Annotated in this window: 16 protein-coding genes (1 of these 16 running past the window's edge); 9 read left to right on the top strand and 7 right to left on the bottom strand. The window is 40.1% G+C overall.

Going from position 1 to position 17,070, the window contains the following annotated elements; translation table 11 throughout:
* The 3 genes from A6B41_RS00180 to fmt form a co-directional block, all read right to left on the bottom strand.
* On the bottom strand, positions 1–1,095 hold the full coding sequence (locus A6B41_RS00180; RefSeq protein WP_027073936.1) for a DUF917 domain-containing protein: 1,095 nt from the start codon (positions 1,093–1,095) through the stop codon (positions 1–3).
* Positions 1,096–1,284: 189 nt separating this feature from the next.
* Positions 1,285–2,763, bottom strand: a complete 1,479-nt coding sequence (gene modF, locus A6B41_RS00175; protein WP_027073935.1) for a molybdate ABC transporter ATP-binding protein ModF — start codon at positions 2,761–2,763, stop codon at positions 1,285–1,287.
* Positions 2,764–2,789: 26 nt separating this feature from the next.
* The gene (gene fmt / locus A6B41_RS00170) at positions 2,790–3,740 is read right to left on the bottom strand and encodes a methionyl-tRNA formyltransferase (RefSeq protein WP_027073934.1); all 951 of its coding nucleotides are present in this window, start codon (positions 3,738–3,740) and stop codon (positions 2,790–2,792) included.
* Positions 3,741–3,856: 116 nt separating this feature from the next.
* On the opposite strand from fmt, the gene A6B41_RS00165 reads away from it, so the two are divergent.
* From A6B41_RS00165 to mscL, 4 genes are all read left to right on the top strand, one after another.
* Positions 3,857–4,468 carry a YigZ family protein gene (locus tag A6B41_RS00165; RefSeq protein ID WP_027073933.1) on the top strand — a complete coding sequence of 204 codons (612 nt, stop codon included), beginning with the start codon at positions 3,857–3,859 and terminating at the stop codon, positions 4,466–4,468.
* An 8-nt stretch (positions 4,469–4,476) separates the two neighbouring features.
* The gene (locus tag A6B41_RS00160) at positions 4,477–5,961 is read left to right on the top strand and encodes a TrkH family potassium uptake protein (RefSeq protein WP_027073932.1); all 1,485 of its coding nucleotides are present in this window, start codon (positions 4,477–4,479) and stop codon (positions 5,959–5,961) included.
* Position 5,962: 1 nt separating this feature from the next.
* Entirely contained in the window at positions 5,963–6,490 is a 528-nt protein-coding gene (gene hemG / locus A6B41_RS00155) for a menaquinone-dependent protoporphyrinogen IX dehydrogenase (protein WP_027073931.1), read from the top strand.
* Between the two features lie 136 nt (positions 6,491–6,626).
* The gene (mscL, locus tag A6B41_RS00150) at positions 6,627–7,022 is read left to right on the top strand and encodes a large-conductance mechanosensitive channel protein MscL (protein ID WP_027073930.1); all 396 of its coding nucleotides are present in this window, start codon (positions 6,627–6,629) and stop codon (positions 7,020–7,022) included.
* 110 nt (positions 7,023–7,132) lie between these two features.
* Here mscL and rpsT read toward each other — a convergent pair whose 3' ends face one another.
* Positions 7,133–7,396 (bottom strand): 30S ribosomal protein S20, encoded by a 264-nt coding sequence (rpsT, locus tag A6B41_RS00145; protein ID WP_025216373.1) that lies wholly within the window; start codon positions 7,394–7,396, stop codon positions 7,133–7,135.
* Between the two features lie 391 nt (positions 7,397–7,787).
* On the opposite strand from rpsT, the gene murJ reads away from it, so the two are divergent.
* Positions 7,788–9,362, top strand: coding sequence for a murein biosynthesis integral membrane protein MurJ (gene murJ / locus A6B41_RS00140; protein ID WP_027073929.1), 1,575 nt, complete (start codon positions 7,788–7,790; stop codon positions 9,360–9,362).
* 2 nt (positions 9,363–9,364) lie between these two features.
* A complete protein-coding gene (locus A6B41_RS00135; protein WP_027073928.1) occupies positions 9,365–9,832 on the top strand; it encodes a methyltransferase family protein in 468 nt (155 codons plus the stop codon).
* Between the two features lie 84 nt (positions 9,833–9,916).
* Here the strand turns inward: A6B41_RS00135 and A6B41_RS00130 are convergent, their stop codons facing one another.
* From A6B41_RS00130 to epmA, 3 genes are all read right to left on the bottom strand, one after another.
* Complete coding sequence (locus A6B41_RS00130; protein ID WP_027073927.1) at positions 9,917–11,926, bottom strand: BCCT family transporter; 2,010 nt, start codon at positions 11,924–11,926, stop codon at positions 9,917–9,919.
* A 119-nt stretch (positions 11,927–12,045) separates the two neighbouring features.
* Positions 12,046–12,930 carry an EamA family transporter RarD gene (gene rarD, locus A6B41_RS00125; protein WP_027073926.1) on the bottom strand — a complete coding sequence of 295 codons (885 nt, stop codon included), beginning with the start codon at positions 12,928–12,930 and terminating at the stop codon, positions 12,046–12,048.
* A 51-nt stretch (positions 12,931–12,981) separates the two neighbouring features.
* Positions 12,982–13,965 carry an elongation factor P--(R)-beta-lysine ligase gene (epmA, locus tag A6B41_RS00120; RefSeq protein ID WP_027073925.1) on the bottom strand — a complete coding sequence of 328 codons (984 nt, stop codon included), beginning with the start codon at positions 13,963–13,965 and terminating at the stop codon, positions 12,982–12,984.
* Between the two features lie 325 nt (positions 13,966–14,290).
* On the opposite strand from epmA, the gene frdA reads away from it, so the two are divergent.
* The 3 genes in view from frdA to frdC are tightly spaced (at most 15 nt apart) and all read left to right on the top strand, a layout consistent with a single transcriptional unit that may run on beyond the window.
* Entirely contained in the window at positions 14,291–16,093 is a 1,803-nt protein-coding gene (gene frdA / locus A6B41_RS00115; RefSeq protein ID WP_027073924.1) for a fumarate reductase (quinol) flavoprotein subunit, read from the top strand.
* A 15-nt stretch (positions 16,094–16,108) separates the two neighbouring features.
* Entirely contained in the window at positions 16,109–16,840 is a 732-nt protein-coding gene (locus tag A6B41_RS00110) for a succinate dehydrogenase/fumarate reductase iron-sulfur subunit (protein ID WP_027073923.1), read from the top strand.
* Positions 16,841–16,849: 9 nt separating this feature from the next.
* Positions 16,850–17,070, top strand: the 5' portion of a protein-coding gene (frdC, locus tag A6B41_RS00105; RefSeq protein ID WP_027073922.1) for a fumarate reductase subunit FrdC. The gene runs 172 nt beyond the window's last position; only the first 221 of its 393 coding nucleotides appear in the window; its start codon is at positions 16,850–16,852; the stop codon falls past the right edge of the window.

The following is a 17,070-nucleotide window of genomic DNA, read 5'->3' as shown; positions in this document are numbered from 1 at the left end:
TTATTTTTCTCCTAATGCGTAGCTATATAAGTCAATGCCTAAAATAGCCTCTACAGGCGGATAAACACTGGGATCGATTACACTTGATGAAAGAGGGATCTTGTTTTTATCAATGTGAAAGACCACTATTTCCATACCTTCTTTAACTTGTCCGGCACTAATTGGCTGGCCATTTGTATCAAGAGTAGTAATAACATCCGGGTAAGTGGCAATACGGGTTCCATCTGCAAGATCTACCGCCATGTGTTCATTCATTACGTGAATTTTTACTGCATTTTTCCCTATACCTATTTGGATGATACCGACATCAAAAGCCTGATCGGTATATTGAAGGGTATTTTTCTTTACTTTACCGGATGCAATAATAGAACCTCCCGTATGTGCACAAATCGCCTCAATAATTTTTGAGCCTCCTTTACGCTCGGCTTGAACGATCGCTTCACCTAAAGAGAGTGCCTGTGATATACCGCCAAGCGCTGCGTGTTGGCGAACATAACTGGCGCGTATTGGATTGCGGCAGCTTGCAATAAAGCCACCAGACATATCGGATGCTTTGCGTAATATCGGAGAAATTTTGGAGGTAGCACCTTTAGTCACTAATTCAATGTATTGATTATTTTTGCGATTACCACCGGCAGCGGTTTGAATCATATGTTCAGGGGAGTTAGCAAGTCCAATAGAACCCATATCGCCTGTAGGATGAGCACGTAAATCGCCTACGGCATCAATTACTTTTGTGCCTAGAATTGCAGAAGGTAGCCAGCCATTTACGGTTGAAGACATGCCATTTTGCCCTATCATTAAGCCATATAGTTTTTCACCTAGTGCTTCTTGTAGTAATTGAACTGCTTTAACATAATCCACGCCAAGCATCTCCCAGTCAGTTAAACCACCGGGTGCGCCAATAGCTGCGGCAGTTGCAATCCACGCATTATCATCAACCTCCTCCATGCTAACTAATTCCGGCTTGCCGATAGTAACAGCTGCACGGCCTAGAGTGTAACCATGTTCCATCCAGCCACCGCCGCCACATGCAAATATAGATCCTCCTTTTACAGCGAAATCAACATCTTGAAGGGTTAGAATTCTGCTCATAAATGCTCCTATTATGAAATGCGATATAATTACAAACATAATTTATGTTGCAGTAAAGCTAATAGAATTCCCAATAATAAAAAAAGATTATTTATATCAAAGTAGAATATATAGGTGAGTAATAAAATAAAAGGAAATATGATGCACATATTTCCTTAATGATAAGCTGATTATAAGAGAGAGGGATTATTATTGAATGATCGCTGTCTGCCTATACTCATATCCCGACTCATTTGTTTCCCCTTTTGCCACAAATTCAAACAAATGCGTGATGCAATTTGGGGCGTCGCTGTCTTGGTGGGAAACAAATAAGAGCTGGGTTTGGCTGTTATTGACCAGTTGGTCGATAAACTGTTTCACTAATTTACGGTTAATGCCGTCTAAGCCTTGTAGCGGTTCGTCTAAAATCAGAATAGGCGGGTGTTTTACCATCGCTCGGGTGATGAGCAACAGGCGTTGTTGCCCCCACGAGAGTGAGCGGAACGGTTTTCTGGCAACATCAGCTAAGTTAAGGCGTTCCAGCCACTCCATTGCTTTGAGTTGTAAACTGTTGGGGATTTGTTGATATACACCAATACTGTCGAAAAAGCCGGAAATAATCACCTCAATTGCCGCACAATTTACGCGGTAATCCATATGTAATTGGCTGCTGACATAGCCGATGTTTTTCTTAATATCCCAAATGGTTTCGCCTGTGCCACGTTGGCGACCGAATAAGCGGACTTTGTTGGCATAAGATTGCGGGTGATCTCCTGTGATAATTGAAAGTAGTGTGGATTTGCCCGCACCATTTGGGCCTTTAATCCACCAATTCTGTTTCGGGGCAACAGTCCAGGTTAGGTTGTCGAGAATTTTTTTCTCACCATATTGAATATTCACCTTTTCCAGCTCAAACGGATTAATGGTACTATCCAATACCATCAGCGGGGTAGCTCCGTCAGGCAAAGGTACATTGATATTCTCTTCTGCAAATTTTAGTTGAGAATAGACCGCTTGTTGTTCCACTTCCACCCGTTTTCCTTGCAAAATGAGCTGTAAATGGTCGAGCAGGGCAATATGGCTGGCAGCTTCAGGAATATCGTTAAAGCGGTTTACAATCAGCACTAATGCCATTTTGCTTTGCAGCTCACCGACAAGCTGCATCCAATATTGCGCCGATTGTTGATCTAAGCCTTCAAACGGTTCGTCTAAAATCAGTAAGTCTGGTTCACTCACCAACAGTTGGCAGAACAACACTTTGCGGCTTTCGCCGGTGGAAAGCTGAATAAACGGGCGTTCAAGCAGGTGTGTGATGCGAAGCTTTTCCGCATATTCCTCACAGAGAACATTTTTGTCGCTACCGTTTAGAATAATTTGGCGGGCGGTTAAACCGAAATCATCGGGAGAAACGCTGTCGTTGTTGCGGTCGTTAAAAATTTTCTCAATGATTTTTTGTTGTTGCTCGAAAGAGAGGAGCTGAATATTCTGAAAATGGTTGTCGTAACTGCCAGAATAAATAGGAAGTTTGCCTTGCAACGCAAGGGAAAAGGCGGTTTTGCCCGAGCCATTACCGCCAACCACCACCCAGAAATCATTGGATTGAATAGTGAGTTTTTTTATGGTTAATTTTTGCTGTTTATGTAGTGAAAAAGCAGCATTTTCAATGTGAAGAGAGCGTTGTGTTTGCATATTTTTCTATATTTATTGTTTGATTTTTATAACTGTTTCCCAACGCTAAACCAATCAGTTCGCCCGTTTAGGAAATCTTGTACCGACATCGGCTTTTTACCTGCCGGCTGAAGTTGGGTAATGTTTAACACGCCCTCTTGAGTAGCAATTTGAATACCGTTTTTATTCACATTCACCACAGAGCCTGCTGCTTTGTTTTGATGCGGTAATACAGTCGCTTGATGGATTTTAATGCTTTGCTCAACACCTTCAACCTCTAGAGTTAAAAAGCTCATCGGCCACGGATTAAAAGCACGTATATTGCGTTCGAGTTGTGCAGCTGAGAGATTCCAGTCCAATTTTGCCTCTTCTTTGGATAATTTTTCTGCATAATTAGATTGGATTTCATCTTGCTTTTCTGCTTTGAAGGTTTGATTTTCTAAACCGTTTAATACCTCCAACAATGCAGGTGGGGCAAGTTCTGCCAGTTTAGTGTAAAGAGAGGCTGAGGTTTCATTTGGCTCAATTGGTGTTGTGACTTTATGCAGCATATCACCGGTGTCTAAGCCGATATCCATTTGCATAATTGTTACGCCGGTTTCGTTGTCGCCCGCCCAAATTGAACGCTGAATCGGAGCTGCTCCACGCCAGCGGGGTAGCAGCGAGCCATGTACATTCAAGCAACCGTATTTCGGAGCGTTCAGTACGGCTTCTGGCAGAATTAAGCCATAAGCAACTACGACCATCACATCGGCATTTAAGGCTTTGAGTTCTGCTTGTGCTTCTGCGTTGCGTAGTGATTTCGGTTGAAAAACAGGAATGTTATGTGTTTCAGCCAGTTGCTTCACCGGACTGGCTTGCAGTTTTTTACCGCGACCGGCAGGTTTGTCCGGTTGGGTGTAAACGGCAATTACATTATGCTCTGAATCTAATAATGCTTGTAAATGTTGAGCGGCAAAATCAGGTGTGCCGGCAAAAATAATATTGAGTTTTGACATAATCGTTATTGTATAAAAGTGGATAAAGTAAAGCCTTATTAAACCATTAAATAGCCTAAATAAAAAGTGGATGGATGTGGTATGATTGCACCAAAAAGCGCAAGAAGTAATAGATTATGGAATTTTTTATCCCAAAAGCAGAAACAGTATTTGAAGAAGAGATTAAAAAAAGCCGTTTTATTACCTATATTCGTCATACTGAGGGCATGGAACAAGCCAAAGCCTTTTGGCAAGAGATGAAAATACTGCATCCGCATGCTCGCCATTGGTGTTGGGCAACGGTTGCAGGCACACCGAATGACTCCCAACAATACGGTTTTTCTGACGATGGTGAGCCTTCCGGCACGGCAGGTAAACCGATGCTAAATTACTTGCTTGGCTCTGGTTTGGGCGAGGTAACTGCGGTGGTGGTGCGATATTACGGTGGTATCCAGCTCGGTACAGGCGGGTTGGTTAAGGCTTACGGTAGCGGTGTGCAGCAAGCCTTATTGCAGTTGGAAAAAAGTCGCAAAGTTTTGCGAAAAAACTACCGCTTGCAATGTGAATATGAGCAATTTAATACCATTTCACACCTTATCAGTGAAAAAGATATTGTGATATTAGAGCAGGAATTTAGCGATAAAGTAAACTTATTATTAGCCTTTAACCCCAGCGATTTTGAGACGTTTTCCAATGAGCTAACTCAATGTTTTTCGGGGAAGTTGGCATTAATTAAACAAGAGAATTAAGAGTAAAAATGCAGTTTTTTTCAATTATTCGCATAGTTGGCATTTTAGTGATGTGCTTTTCTTTCACAATGCTTGTGCCGGCAACGGTTGCCTTAATTTATGGTGATGGTGGCGGACGGGCTTTTTTAGAGGCTTTTGCTTTGAATTTTGTGGTCGGAACGATGCTGTGGTGGTTTTGTCGCAGTAACAAAAACGAGCTACGAGCCCGAGAAGGTTTTTTAATTGTTGTGCTGTTTTGGGTTGTGTTGGGCTTGTTAGGAGCAGTGCCGTTTATTATTTTAGAAAAACCTGATCTGAATGTGGTGGAGTCGATTTTTGAGTCCTTTTCCGGTTTGACGACTACCGGAGCAACTGTAATTACCGGCTTAGATAGTTTACCGAAAGCAATTTTATTCTATCGTCAATTTCTGCAATGGCTAGGGGGAATGGGGATCATTGTATTAGCAGTGGCTATCATTCCGTTATTGGGAATTGGTGGAATGCAACTTTATCGGGCCGAAATGCCGGGGCCATTAAAAGAGCAGAAAATGCGTCCTCGTATTGCAGAAACAGCAAAGGCATTGTGGATGATTTATCTGAGTCTCACTGTACTTTGTGCCTTTGCATTCTGGCTGGCAGGTATGACTCCGTTTGATGCGATTTCACATAGTTTTTCGACGATTTCTATCGGTGGATTTTCAACTCATGATGACAGTATGGGTTATTTTAATAATGCGGCGATCAGCTACATTACAGTTTTTTTCTTGTTACTTTCTGCTTGTAATTTTGCTTTGCATTTTGCGGTTATCGATAGGCTACGTGATACTCAGTCCAGAAAGAGAGGGCATATTTTTAGCCGACTTTATTGGGGAGATTATGAGTTCCGGTTTTTCTTTATGATCCAGTTGGGGTTATTCTTAGTTTGTACGCTTATTTTAATGGTATATGGATATTTTGATGACGCGGCAATTACAATAGAAAAGGCGTTATTTCAATCGGTTTCTATTTCTACAACGGCCGGATTTACCACACACGATTTTAGCCAATGGTCTTCTTTTTTGCCGACATTATTGGTGTTATCCTCTTTTATCGGTGGATGTGCCGGTTCAACAGGTGGGGGCTTGAAAGTGATTCGTGTACTCTTGCTTTATTTGCAAAGTAGGCGGGAGATTCACCGCTATATTCACCCGAATGTGATTCAGCCGATTAAATTAGGTCAGCATGTGCTTTCAGAGCGAGTAGTAGATGGTATTTGGGCGTTTTTTTCTGCTTACTTCTTTGTTTTTGTGGTCTGCTGGCTTGCCTCTATTGCTTGTGGAATGGAGACTTTTGATGCTTTAAATGCGGTTATTGCCGCACTCAATAACTTAGGACCGGCATTAGGAAGCGTTAGCAGTAATTTTACCCAAGTGCCGGATAGTGCCAAATTAGTGCTGACCTTTGCAATGGTTTGCGGACGTTTGGAAGTATTTACTCTACTTGTAATTTTAAGTCCGGTATTTTGGAAAGATTAATATGAAAACCTTAATTCTCTATTTTACGACTGATGGCCAAACTCTAAAAATCGCCGAGCGATTGGCAAGTGTGATTACTCATGAAGTTGAGCTGATTTCTCTTAAAGATCAAGCGGTCGATTTTGCTGAAAAAATTGCAAATGCCGATCAGATTGTAATTGGGGCCTCGATTCGCTACGGGCATTTTAATCCGTTGGTGTATCAATTTGTTGAACAATATTACGACATATTCAACCGGAAAAAAACGGCGTTTTATGGGGTGAATTTAACTGCTCGTAAAGCAAACCGTAATACACCGCAAACAAATACTTATATCCGAAAATTTTTAGCCAAAATTCAATGGCAGCCAACCTATGTTGAAGTTTTTGCCGGAGCGTTGTTTTATCCTCGTTACACAACCTTTGATCGCATAATGATTCGTTTTATTATGAAGATAACCAAAGGAGATACCGACACCAGCAAAGAATATGAATATACTGATTGGCAACAAGTCGAGAATTTTGGCAAATTATTGAGCAATGGATTATAATAAAAATGATCTAAATCAAATAAACGTAAATTTAGTTAAATTTGCTATAATTTTTACCTATTTTGATTATAATCGCCAACCCATGATCTAAAGCAGATCATATTTAAACAATCCAGTTGAATTGAAGGAAAGCCCTATGAGTATTTTAAAAGAGTTTCGTGAATTTGCAGTAAAAGGCAATGTAGTTGATATGGCTGTCGGTGTGATCATCGGCGGTGCATTCGGTAAAATTGTTTCTTCATTAGTTAATGACATCGTGATGCCACCAATCGGTTGGTTAATCGGCGGTGTGGATTTTAAAGATTTGGCTATCGAAATTGCTCCGGCTAAAGAAGGTGCTGAAGCAGTAATGCTTAAATACGGTGCATTTATTCAAAACGTATTTGATTTCTTAATTATTGCGATTGCGGTATTCGGTATGGTGAAAGTGATTAATTCACTGAAGAAAGCCCCGGTTGAAGAAGCTGCTCCAGCTGAGCCAACAGCAGAAGAGAAATTATTGACAGAAATTCGTGATTTATTGAAAAAATAATCATTATTTAAAGATTGAAGGGCTGTAACTACAGCCCTTTTCTTTTATCTAAACGCTAAAAATGAAAAAAACCGACTAGTTATAGTCGGCTTTTTCATATCTGTTCGATATTACGCTAATTTTTTGATTTGAGCTGCTAATTTAGATTTGTGGTTAGCTGCTTTGTTAGCGTGGATTAAGTTTTTAGACGCCATACGGTCTACAACTTTTTGCATTTCAACGAAAGCGGCTTGAGCTGCTGCTTTATCGCCTGTTGCTACTGCTGCGTATACTTTTTTGATGAATGTACGCATCATTGAGCGTTGGCTTGCGTTGTGTTGGCGGCGTTTTTCAGATTGAACCGCACGTTTTTTTGCTGACTTGATATTAGCCAAGGTCAAACTCCTAAAATATCTGTGTAAAAATTAGATATAAACAAAATTTTTGCTTATATTGCCTATCGGTAGTTTTTTTAATTCATTTTCAACGAGACACGTGCTTGAAAATAACACCGTTTTTCTAAAAGAAAACGATAGGGCGAGATTTTAACAGTTTTTTTCTGATTTTCCTATAACAAACTGCTAAAATTGTGATCGATTTTTAGGATCGAGTGACAAGCGGTCTGCTTCTTTGTATTTTTTGCAAAAATTTCCAGAAATTTAACCGCTTGTTGATATCTCCTTCTTTCCTCTTACGGAAGAGAGAAAAAAGCTAAGGGTTTGTTTAGAATCCGCAGGCAGAGATCGGGGTAAAATTCAGAGATTAAATATTTAAACAGATAAATTTATGAGTAAAAAACTTTTAAGATCAGGCATGATCGTCAGCGGCATGACGTTAATTTCAAGGGTGCTTGGATTAATTCGTGACATTGTAGTCGCAACTATTCTTGGTACTGGGGTGAGTGCGGATATTTTCTTATTTGCCAACCGTATTCCCAATTTTTTACGGCGTTTATTTGCCGAAGGGGCATTTTCCAAAGCCTTTGTGCCGGTGTTGGCCGAATATAATGCTGATAATGACCTTAACAAAACCCAAGAGTTTATTGCTAAAGTCTCAGGCACATTGGGTGGATTGGTGACGATTGTCACTTTGTTTGCGATGATTGGCTCACCGATTGTGGCTGCCTTATTTGGTACAGGTTGGTTTTTAGATTGGCTCAATGATGGTCCGAATGCCGAGAAATTTACTCAAGCTTCCTTTTTACTCAAAATTACTTTCCCTTATTTGTGGTTTATCACCTTTGTTGCCCTTTCCGGAGCAGTGCTTAATACCATCGGAAAATTTGGTGTAATGGCGTTTTCGCCGGTGTTGCTTAATGTGGCAATTATTGCAGTAGCATTACTTGGTCGAGATTATTTTGACTCCCCTGATGTGGCGTTGGCGTGGGGGGTATTCCTCGGTGGTTTGTTACAATTCTTATTCCAAATTCCTTTTATGAAAAAAGAAGGATTGTTGGTGAAGCCAAAATGGGCTTGGAAAGATGAAGGGGTCGCTAAAGTTCGGAAATTAATGATTCCTGCCTTATTTGGTGTGTCGGTTACCCAGCTTAATTTATTGTTAAACCAAGTAATTGCCTCATTTTTAATTACCGGCTCAATCAGTTGGATGTATTATGCCGACCGTTTAGTTGAATTCCCGCTCGGTTTATTTGGTATTGCAATTTCAACGGTGGTACTACCAAGTCTTTCCCGCATCGCTAAAAATAAAGAGCTTACTGAAATGCAGCGTGCTGCCGATTTCCAAAACACAATGGATTGGGGAGTGAGAATGGTACTGCTACTGGGAATTCCTGCCATGATTGGAATGGCTGTATTGGCACAACCGATTATTATGACAATGTTCATGCGAGGGCAATTCAGCTTTGAAGATGTATTAGCCACTTCTTATCCGCTATGGGTAATGTGTTTGGGGTTAAATAGCTATATGCTGATTAGTGTATTGGCAAACGGTTTTTATGCTAACCAAAATACAAAAATGCCGGTTAAGGTGGGGATTATCGCGGCAATCAGCAATATCTGCTTCGGCTTGGCTTTCGCCCCGTTTTTCGGTTATATTGGCTTGGCTCTGGCTTCAGCTTGTTCCGCTTTAGTGAATGTGAGCTTACTTTATTTGCAACTATCAAAAAACGGCTATTATAAAGTGAGCCGGAAAACCTTCGTCTTTGTGTTAAAGCTATTAGTTGCTGTTTGTATTATGGGTGCATTACTGGCCTATTTTACGCCGAGTATTGAGCTATGGGTTGTAATGACAATATGGCAGAAAATTTATTGGTTGGTTTGGTTGATGATGTTAGCGGCGGGAAGTTATTTTGCGATGGTTTTTGTATTAGGCATTCGTAAAAAGGATCTTAGGGCAGCATAGATGTGAACTCGCTAAAACTTAAAATTCCTCCTCCGCTTTGGTTTTTGTTCTGTGCAGCAGTCATGTGGCTATTGGCTTACTGTTTCCCAAGCCAATTGCCTAATTATCAACATATTATGATATTGATATTAGCGGCATTGCTGGCTTTAAGTGCGGGTATTATTGCTACATTGGCAATCAGTGCCTTACATCAAGCAAAGACGACTTACAGTCCTTTTAAGCCTGAAAATACCAATCGGCTTGTAAATCGGGGGATTTACCGCAAAAGTCGAAATCCAATGTATCTTGCGTTATTGTTGGGATTAATCAGTTGGGCATTATTATTGGGATCGTTACCGGCATGGTTTATTGTGCCGCTCTTTATGTGGTTGGTAACCTATTTTCAGATTAAACCGGAAGAACAGATTTTGTTGAAAAAATTTGGGAAAGGTTATTCAGATTATTTAATGCAAGTAAGACGTTGGTTTTAAAATACAAGCGGTTAGATTTAGCAGAAATTTTGCAAATTTCCATTAAAATCTAACCGCTTGTTTATAGTGGAGGATTAACTTAACCTAGAGTTGGACATCTGCTGTCATTAAGTTATGTGAGTTATCCATTGCCAAATTGATAAAGCGTTCGTACTGTTGTAGCACATCGGCAATAAGCTCTTCTTTAGTCATATATTGTATGTCATAACCTTCTCTACCATCTAAGAAGTAAGTAATAGGCTCATAAATAGTATTTGCCTCAATATTTGGCAGGTTATCATCCTCTACAACTAAATCAGATAATTGGCGTGGTACGCTTTCAATACCATAGATGAAATTGCGTAAATTTTCTTTCACTACTTCAAATTCTAATTTTGGATTTTGCTCGTTTGTGAAATTCATTTTTGCTGTTAAACCATAGCTTTCAAATTCATCTATTAATTCTAAAAAAGCAGGTCTGGCAACTTGAATAAAGAAGCGACGAACATCTTGTTTATTGCTTGGGTTAATGATTTTTTCCAAGCGTTGTTTCCAATCTTTTCCTGCCCAATGTTGGCTGCCTTGAGAGAATTTTTTATTGAAGTATTGGTTATCTACCATTAAGCCTTTCCATAAACCGATACAAAGTATCAGCATAATGAAAGTAAATGGGAGAGCGATAATCAGAGTCATTGTTTGGAGGGATGCCAATCCACCTGAATAGAGTAATGATAAGGCTAATAAGGCTAATAGCCCTCCCCAAAGGACTGTCTGCCATTTTGGTGCATTTTCTTCCCCTTGTGAGGCAATATTGTTGAGTACAAAAATACCGGAGTCTGCCGATGTAATGAAGAAAATTGAAATTACCAAAATGGCAATAAAGGAGATTATCGAGCCAAAAGGTAAGTAGCTAAAAAAGGTAAATAGTAGCTGCTCGGTGTTGCTACTTACTGCAGCTAATGCACCCGCAGTTTGTTGATCTAACCAAATTGCAGAGCCACCAAAGCTAGTCATCCATAAAATATTAAAGAGTGATGGTACAAATAACACCCCTAAAATAAATTCACGGATAGTTCTGCCTTTGGATATTTTTGCGATAAATAGACCGACAAAAGGTGCCCAAGAAGCCCACCAAGCCCAGTAGAGTACTGTCCAACCACTTAGCCAACCTTGATGTTCCGGTTCGTAAGCAAAAGTACGGAAGCTGACTTCCAGTAGAGAACTGAAGTAGTACCCTAAATTTTCAGTAAGGCTTGAAAAAAGCAGTAGTGTTGGTCCTGTAATAATAACAAAAACAAGCAGCAGACCTGCAAGAGTTAAATTGATCTCACTTAAGATTTTAACCCCTTTACCGACTCCGGAAATAGCGGATAAAACAGCGAGTGTCATGGCGATGACTACAATGGTAGCGAGAATGCCAAAACTACTATTTTCAATTAAACCCAGATTATTAAATCCTGCATTTACTTGCATTACGCCAAAGCCTAGTGTAGTAGTTAAACCAAAAATAGTGCTGCAAAGAGCAATAATATCAATTACATGCCCCCAAAAACCTGAAATACGGTTTTTTAATAACGGGTAAAATCCGGAACGAATCGTTAAAGATAATTTATATCTAAAACCAAAGTAGGCAAGAGCTAAAGCAATGACACCATAAATTGCCCAGGCGTGAATCCCCCAGTGATAAAAGGTTGTCATCATCGCTTCTTTCATTCGTTCTGATTCAGTTAAATTTTCTTGGACAGGTTTCAGATAATGTAATATTGGTTCTGCTACGCCAAAGTACATTAATCCAATCCCCATACCGGCAGCAAATAGCATAGCAATCCAAGAACCAAAACCAAATTCAGGCTCATCGGTGTCAGCCCCTAATTTAATATCGCCTAGCCGGCTAAAAGAAAGAAAAATAAGGAACAAAAAAAAGACTGAGCCTGCAAAAATATAGAACCAGCTAAAGTTCTGGAAAAGAATATTTTTGATATTATCCAGTGAAGTTTGTGCTTGTCTTGGAAAAGCAATACAGAAAATAGCAACAAAGCTAACAAAGAGGACACTAGGAAGAAATACCGGCATTCTAAAAGTAGTCCCTGTTTGTAATTTTTTGAAAAAACTCAATATAAAACTCCCTAATTTTTGAAAGACGATTTTTTCAATATATCAAAAAGTTATGGTGTTAGCAATTTTAAGGTAAAATGGTAATGGCATAGATAGAGGCTTGCTGGTGGCCCATTGAGTTATTTCGCTTTTGCTTTCATACCCAGTAGAAAAACGAGAACACCAATCCACACCAAAAAGTAACCAACTAGGCGCTCGGCAGAGAGTGTTTCATTGAAAATCAATACGCCACATAAAAATTGCAAGGTAGGGGAAATGTATTGCAGTATGCCCAGTAATGACATTGGTATTTGTCTTGCTCCTATTGCAAACCAGACCAGAGGAATAGTGGTTGCTGCGCCTGAACAAAGTAATATTGTCATTTGCAGGGTATTTAGTTCACTAAAAACCAACATACCTTGAGTGTTGCAGAAAAAGAGGTAAGCCGCTGCAAAAGGTGACATTAATAAAGTTTCCAAGGTCAAACCGGATAAAGGTTCCATCGGGGCAAATTTTCGGATAAATCCATAGCAGCAAAAACTACCTGCTAAAATCAATGCGACCCAAGGCACCTGTCCGGCCGGGATGGCAAGCCATAGGATCCCTGAAATGGCAAAAATAAGCGAGAGTAATTGAGCTTTATTGAGCTGTTCTTTTAGCAACAGCCAACCAAGAAAGACATTGAAGATTGGGTTGATGAAATAACCAAGACTGGCATCTAAAATATGTTCATTGACAATTGCCCAGAGATACACGAGCCAATTAACGCCAATCATAAAGGCAGATAAACAAAAAACACCTAAAATTTTGGGCTGTTTGAATGCATTCACCAAGGCTCTACCTTGTTGGAAGAACAGCAGTAAGCAGATGGCAAATAAGGCTGACCATAACACGCGCTGGGCTAGAATCTGCTCAGCAGGCATGCCTGAATGATTGATAGGGTGCCAGTAAATAGGAAACATTCCCCAACTGAGATAGCACAACAGAGCATAGTGCCAGCCTTTTAATTTATCTGCAATTTTCATTTGGTATTCCTGTTATGAAGGTAAAGCAAGCGGTTATAAAATGTGATTTTTTTACGCATTCTCTATGCCAAATGCCATCACATCTTCAATTTTGTTTACACCTATTGCGATCATCATTAACCTATCAATGCCCAATGCTACTCCGGAGCAATTAGGAATACCGGCTTTTAATGCAGCAAGAAATCTTGTATCAAGTTGTTGAGGCTCAAGCCCGATTTTTTCGCGTTGAATATTATCTTGCTCAAAACGACGAATTTGTTCGTCTGCATCATCTAGCTCATGGAAACCGTTACACAGTTCTAAGCCTTGATAATAAAACTCGAACCGCTCAGCAACACGGTGATCTTCCGAACTGATTTGTGCTAAGGCAGCTTGATTAGAAGGGAAGTGGTAAATGGCTGTTGGGCGCTCTTTGCCAATGTTAGCTTCAACAACTTCGCTAAATAAAAATTGCAATAGGGTATCGCGGTTTTCATCGTCTTCACATTGCAAGCCGTGCTTACGGGCTTTCTCGACTAATTGCGCTTTTGATGCTGAGAGCGGATCCAGCCCGACATAGGTTTGGAAGACGAATTGGTAGCTGAAAGATTCCGCCGGTTCGCAATCTAAAATTTGTTGCAATAAATCATCGACTTCGTTGATTAATCGGTACATATCAAAATGCGGACGATACCATTCTAACATGGTAAATTCCGGGTTATGTTTTTTTCCGGCTTCTTCGTTACGAAACACCTTACCAATCTGAAAGATTGGTCCACTGCCGGCAGCTAATAAACGCTTCATGTGATATTCAGGACTTGTCATTAAATGGAGCGTTTTGGTATTACTTGCAAAAGGCGACATAAATTGCGTGTTAAAGGTGGAAAGATGAATATCCGTTACCGAAAATTCGCTCAAAATGGGCGTTTCTACCTCTAAAATTCCTCGATCAGTAAAGAACTTGCGTAGTTCTCCCATAATTTTAGCGCGTTGTATAAGATGAGAAATAGAGGCTGTAGGTTTCCAATCAATAGTATCGAGTTGTAAATTATTCATTAAATTTGACCGCTTGAAAAAATTATCGCTATTTTAGCGTAAAAAAGAGAGTAACCCTAGCAGCTCAAAAAATAAAAAACAGTGTATTTTTCTTAACATTTTTGAAACAAATTAATTTTTCTAATTATATTGATTAAAAAATTACTATTTTAATTAAGAGCGATTCTCAATAGCTGGTAAGACTGCATTACCTTTTTTGAGGTAGATCACAAAATCACATTTTTTATGTTACAAATTTGTAAAAACAGGTTATCTCATGACCTAAATAGTGGCACAATATGGCTACTTTTTAATGAATTAAGTTATTTAACTTTCGGAGTGCATTATGCAAAGTGTTAATTTTGATGTTGCAATTATTGGTGCAGGTGGTGGTGGCCTACGTGCTGCTATTGCTGCGGCAGAGGCTAATCCAAATCTTAAAATTGCTTTAATTTCAAAGGTTTATCCAATGCGTAGCCATACAGTGGCAGCAGAAGGTGGCTCAGCGGCAGTAATTAAAGATACAGATTCTTATGACAATCACTTTAACGACACGGTAGGCGGTGGCGACTGGTTATGTGAGCAAGATATTGTGGAATATTTTGTTCAGCATTCTCCAATTGAAATGACTCAGTTGGAGCGTTGGGGGTGTCCTTGGAGCCGCCGTGAAGACGGTGAGGTTAACGTTCGTCGTTTCGGGGGAATGAAAATCGAGCGTACTTGGTTTGCAGCAGATAAAACAGGCTTCCACATTTTGCATACGCTTTTCCAAACTTCGATTAAATATCCAAATATTGTGCGTTTTGATGAACATTTTGTATTAGATATTCTAACCGACAACGGTGAAGCTCGCGGTTGTGTGGCAATGAATATGATGGAAGGAACATTAGTTCAAATCAACGCTAATGCGGTAGTGATTGCAACTGGTGGTGGTTGCCGTACTTATCGTTTTAATACCAATGGTGGTATTGTAACCGGTGATGGCTTATCTATGGCATATCGCCACGGTGTGGCTTTGCGTGATATGGAGTTCGTACAATATCACCCAACAGGCTTACCAAATACCGGTATTTTAATGACTGAAGGTTGTCGTGGTGAGGGTGGTATCCTTGTGAATAAAGATGGCTATCGCTACTTACAAGATTACGGTCTAGGCCCTGAAACACCAATTGGTAAACCTGAAAATAAATATATGGAATTAGGCCCGCGTGATAAGGTTTCTCAAGCGTTCTGGCAAGAATGGCGTAAAGGGAATACGTTAAAAACCGCAAAAGGTGTTGATGTGGTGAACTTAGATTTACGTCACTTGGGCGAAAAATATTTGCTTGAGCGTTTACCGTTCATCTGTGAATTAGCAAAAGCTTATGAAGGCGTTGATCCGGCGAAATCACCAATTCCTGTTCGTCCTGTAGTTCACTACACTATGGGTGGTATTGAAGTGAATATGGATGCAGAAACTTCAATCAAAGGTTTATTTGCGGTGGGTGAATGTGCATCTTCCGGCTTACATGGTGCTAACCGTTTAGGTTCTAACTCATTGGCAGAATTAGTCGTATTCGGTAAAGTTGCCGGTGAAAATGCGGCTCGTCGTGCTCTAGAAGTGACTTCCCGCAATCAAGCTCAAATTGATGCACAAGCGAAAGATGTTGTGGCTCGTTTACATACATTAGCTCGCCAAGAGGGGAATGAATCTTGGTCTGATATTCGTAACCAAATGGGTGATGCAATGGAAGAGGGTTGTGGTATCTACCGTACCCAAGAGAGTATGGAAGGTGCGGTCAATAAAATTCAAGAATTAAAAGAACGTTATAAAAATATTAGTGTAAAAGATAAATCCAGCGTGTTTAACACCGATTTACTCTACAAAATTGAATTAGGCTTTATCTTAGATGTAGCACAATCTATTGCGTGTTCTGCAGTGGAACGTAAAGAATCCCGTGGTGCACACCAACGTTTAGACTATGTTGAACGTGATGATGTGAACTACTTGAAACATACCCAAGCTTACTACAATGCAGACGGCACACCAACCATTAAATATAGTGATGTGAAGATCACGAAATCGCAACCGGCTAAACGTGTATACGGTGCAGAAGCAGAAGCACAAGAAAAAGCAAAAAAAGAAGCCGAAGCTCAGGCAAAACAGTAGAGAAGGAGCAAGAAAATGGCAAATTTAGAAAAAATGACCATCGAAGTGCTACGCTATAACCCGGAATCAGATAGCGAGCCACATTTAGATAGATATGAAGTCCCTTACGATAGCCAAACTTCACTATTGGATGCTCTTGGTTTTATTAAAGATGAACTAGAACCTGAGCTTTCATACCGCTGGTCTTGCCGTATGGCGATTTGCGGCTCCTGTGGAATGATGGTAAACGGCAAGCCTAAATTGGCGTGTAAAACTTTCTTACGCGATTATAGTGGTTTTATGCGAATTGAGCCGCTAGCTAACTTCCCTATCGAACGTGACTTAGTGGTTGATTTAAGCCACTTTATTGATAGCCTTGAAGCAATCAAACCTTATGTGATCGATAATAAAGCACCTGAAGGTCAGCGTACGAAGCAAACACCTGCACAATTAGAGAAATATCGTCAATTCTCAATGTGTATCAACTGTGGTTTATGCTATGCAGCTTGCCCACAATTTGGTTTAAATCCGGAATTTATCGGACCAGCAGCGATTACGCTTGCTCACCGTTATAATCTTGATAACCGTGATAATGGTCGTGAAGAACGAATGAAATTACTAAGCAGTAAAAACGGCGTGTGGAGCTGCACATTCGTAGGATATTGCTCAGAAGTTTGCCCGAAACACGTTGGTCCGGCATCAGCAGTGAACCAAGGTAAACTTGAAAGTGCAAAAGATTATGTTATCTCAATGATCAAACCGAGATAGGAGGAAGAAATGTCAGCGACAAAACGTAAACCCTATGTGCGCGAGATGAAAGCCACTTGGTGGAAAAAACTCGACTTCTATAAAATGTATATGTTACGTGAAGCAACTTGCCTTCCAACAGTATGGTTCTGTATTGTTCTTTTTTATGGAGCTGTTGCATTAAGTAAAGGTACATTTGCCACCGATTTTATCGGTTTCTTACAAAATCCATTTGTTATAATTTTAAATGT

It is taken from the genome of Mannheimia granulomatis (assembly GCF_013377255.1).
Taxonomy (GTDB): Bacteria; Pseudomonadota; Gammaproteobacteria; order Enterobacterales; family Pasteurellaceae; genus Mannheimia; species Mannheimia granulomatis.
This window is presented reverse-complemented; position numbering and strand designations above follow the sequence as displayed.